Raw genomic sequence first — 3604 nt, 5'->3', positions numbered from 1 at the left:
GGGCCCCCGCGGTCGTGTCAGGCCGCGCTCGACGTCTGGCTCGCGACGTACGCCTTGCCGGCGGAGGCGATGACCTCGGCGACGATGTCGGGGTTCGACACCAGGGCGGCGTGCGATGCCCCCGCGATCTCGCGCGTCGCCCGAGACGACGCACGCTCGGCACCGGCGCGGAACACCGCGAGGGGGATGTTCAGATCCTGGTCGCCGAACACATGCCAGGACGGGATGCTCCTCCAGGCCGGGTTCGCGGCGGTGACCGCGTCCGAGAGCGCCGCCTCCGTCACGGGCCGCTGGGTCGCGGCCATGAGGGCGGCGACGTCCTCCGCCACATCTGCCGCGAACTGGTGGTGGAAGGCCTCCGTGCGGATCGCGAACTCGTTGCCACCGGTCGTCACGGGGTGCGCGGTGAGGGTGTCGCCGAGGGTGCTTCCCGGCGCGCTCGTCGACAGGTCGAACGCGCTCTGGCCGGTCTCCGGGACGAACGCCGAGACGTAGACGAGACCGACGACGGCGGGGTTGTCGGCCGCAGCCTCGGTGATCACGATGCCGCCGTACGAGTGCCCGACAAGGATGACAGGACCTCCGACGGAGGCGATCACGTCGCGGACATACCTGGCGTCGACGGCGAGGCTGCGCAGCGGGTTCGCGGCGGCGACGACCGTCACGCCGTGGCTTTGCAGCCGGCTGATGACGCCGTTCCAGGAGGCAGACTCGGCGAACGCGCCGTGGACGAGGACGATGGTGGGCTTCTCGATGGACATGGTTTCTTCTTTCTTCCTGGGTGGGTGGTGCGGGGTCAGGCGACGGTCAGGGCTTTGCGCAGCACGTGGATGGCCTGCTCGATGGCGGCCGTGGCGGCGGCGGAGCTGCGCAGCGGGTTGAGCATCATGAAGTCGTGGATCGTGCCGTCGTAGCGCACGAGGGCCGTCCGCACGCCGGCCTCGATGAGCTTGCGACCGTATGCCTCCCCCTCGTCGCGGAGCACATCGTTCTCGTCGACGATGAGGAGGGTCTCCGGCAGCCCCTCGAGTTCGCTGATCGGGGCGCGCAGCGGGGAGGCGGTTACGTCCTTGCGGGCTTCCACATCGGGCAGGTAGCAGTCCCAGAACCACGCCATCGCGTCGGCGCGCAGGTGGTAACCCTCGGCGTACTCGCGGTAGCTCTCGGTGTTCTGGCCGGCGTCGGTGACCGGGTAGTACAGCGACTGGTGAAGGAAGACGACGTCACCGCGCCGCTTGGCGAGGATCGCCACGACGGCGGCCATATTCCCGCCGACCGAGTCTCCGGCGATGGCGAGCCGGGACGCGTCGAGGCCCCTACTCGCACCGTCGTCCATGATCCATCGCGCGGTGGCATAGACCTGCTCGATGGCGACGGGGTGGTGCACCTCCGGCGAGCGGTCGTACTCGACGAAAACGATCGCCGCTTCCACGCCGTTCGCGAGTTCACGCACCAGACGGTCGTGCGTGCCGGAGTTGCCCAGCACCCAGCCGCCGCCGTGGACGTAGAGCACTACGGGGAGGTCACCAGTCGCGCCGGCGGGCTTGACGATGCGCACCTGCACGTCGCCGACCTCCGCGGGGACGGTGATCCACTCGTCGGTGACGTCGGCTTTCGCGATGGGGCCGGCCTGGACGTCGTCCAGCAGTGTGCGCGCGCCGTCGACGCCGAGGTCGGCGAGGAACGGGGGCTTTCCCGCGGCATCGGCGAAGGCCCGGGCTTCGGGCTCGAGTACATGGTCGGTCATGACAGGTCCTCTCGTGTGGGGTCGAGCCGGTTCGGATCGTCGCCGATCATGTGGCTCATGCAAGACAGGACCAGGTGAGGCCGAAGAATGTGACGACATCTTCGGAGCCGGTCGGCCACCCGTCGGTCGGTGTCACAACCGGTGCGCCTGCGCGGTCATGTTCGTACGGAGAGGATCCGGAACGGGCAATCGGCAACGAGGGAGAGACATGAGAATCACGGTCATCGGCGGAACGGGATTGATCGGAACGAGGCTCGTCCGCACGCTGCGAGCGAGCGGACATGATGTCGTCGCCGCCGCTCGCGCCACCGGCGTCAATTCGTACACGGGCGAAGGACTGGAGGATGCTCTGACCGGCGCGGACGTCGTCGTCGACGTCTCGAACTCCTCGTACACCGACGAGGAGGCCGCCCGCGACTTCTTCTACACCTCGACGATGAACCTGCTCACCTACGGCGAGGCCGCCGGAGTCCGCCATCACGTCGCACTCTCCGTCGTCGGCACCGACCGTCTGGCCCGTGCGGAGGGCGGTTACTTCGTGGCGAAAGAGCAGCAGGAGCGGATGATCGTCGAGTCGCGACGCCCATACTCCCTCGTGCACGCCACCCAGTTCTTCGAGTTCATCCGCAACATCACCGACCAGGCGGCGCGCAGCGGCGCCGTCCGTGTCGCGGATGTGCTCGTGCAGCCGATGGCCGCCGACGATGTCGCCGAAGCGGTCGCTCGCACGGCCGTCGGCGAACCGCTCTTCGGCATGGTGGAGTTCGGCGGTCCGGAGGTCTTCAGCCTCGAACAGATCGCCGCCCAGGATCTCCGGGCCCGGCAGGACGAGCGTGAAGTGGTCGCGGACCCTCTCGGCACCTATTTCGGAGCGCGTCTGCAGAACCGCGATCTGCTCCCCGAAGCGACCGCGACGATCGCTCCCACGAGGTACCACGAGTGGCGTATCGCGGCGACCGTCTGAAGACCAGACCGTGCGCGATGGCATCCGTCACAACGAGGGCTGCCACTCGGTCATAGCTGATGGGCACCCCTTCGGCGCCCCGGAAAGGAAGGCATGAAATGGCAAAGATCGTCGTCATCGGAGGAACCGGCCTCATCGGTTCGAAGGTCGTCGCGAAGCTGAGCGAGCACGGCCACGAGGCCGTCGCCGCCTCTCCCAACACCGGCGTCAACTCGCTCACCGGCGAAGGACTCGCCGAGGTCCTGGTCGGCGCGAACACGGTCGTCGACGTCTCCAACTCGCCGTCGTTCGAGGCCCAGGACGTCCTGAAGTTCTTCACCACCTCCACGCGCAACCTGCTGGCAGCCGAGGCGGAGGCGGGCGTGACCCACCACGTCGCGCTCACCATCGTGGGCACGAACCGCCCGCAGCACATCGACTACTTCGCCGCGAAGGTGGCGCAGGAGCAGCTCATCCGTGAGTCGGGCATCCCGTACTCCCTCGTGCACGCCACGCAGTTCTTCGAGTTCGTCGGCAGCATCGCCGATATCTCGACGGAGGGCGACACTGTGAGCCTGCCGGGCGCGCTGATCCAGCCCATCGCAGCCGAGGACGTGGCGACCGCCGTCGCGCGCGCTGCGGCGGGCGAACCGGCCGGCGACTTCGAGATCGCGGGCCCCGAGGCCATGGGCATGGACGAGTTCGCCCGGCGCGCGCTGACGTTCCGTGGCGACGCCCGCACGGTGGTCCGCGACGACACCGCTCCGTACTACGGCGCCGTGATCGAGGAGCGCACCCTCATCCCCGTCGAGGGCGCGCACATCTTCGAGACGACTCTCGAGGAATGGCTCCCGCTGAACCCGCCTCGCAAGTAGCGGAAGCGCACCGGACCACACCACGAAGCGGGCACCCAC

General features: G+C 68.5%; 4 protein-coding genes. 2 read left to right on the top strand and 2 right to left on the bottom strand.

Features of this window, described 5'->3' with window-relative positions:
- Positions 1-17 precede the first annotated feature (17 nt).
- Positions 18-761: an alpha/beta fold hydrolase gene (locus tag ACNPM4_RS05970; RefSeq protein ID WP_448985054.1), complete on the bottom strand. Its 744-nt coding sequence runs from the start codon at positions 759-761 to the stop codon at positions 18-20.
- Positions 762-796: 35 nt separating this feature from the next.
- The gene (locus tag ACNPM4_RS05965; RefSeq protein ID WP_448985053.1) at positions 797-1747 is read right to left on the bottom strand and encodes an alpha/beta hydrolase; all 951 of its coding nucleotides are present in this window, start codon (positions 1745-1747) and stop codon (positions 797-799) included.
- 208 nt (positions 1748-1955) lie between these two features.
- Here ACNPM4_RS05965 and ACNPM4_RS05960 point away from each other — a divergent pair, with 208 nt between their 5' ends.
- Both ACNPM4_RS05960 and ACNPM4_RS05955 read left to right on the top strand, forming a co-directional pair.
- Positions 1956-2711 (top strand): SDR family oxidoreductase, encoded by a 756-nt coding sequence (locus tag ACNPM4_RS05960; protein ID WP_091030537.1) that lies wholly within the window; start codon positions 1956-1958, stop codon positions 2709-2711.
- Positions 2712-2809: 98 nt separating this feature from the next.
- The gene (locus tag ACNPM4_RS05955) at positions 2810-3565 is read left to right on the top strand and encodes an SDR family oxidoreductase (protein WP_400857323.1); all 756 of its coding nucleotides are present in this window, start codon (positions 2810-2812) and stop codon (positions 3563-3565) included.
- Positions 3566-3604 lie beyond the last annotated feature (39 nt).

Source organism: Microbacterium umsixpiens, from assembly GCF_053543675.1.
This window is presented reverse-complemented; position numbering and strand designations above follow the sequence as displayed.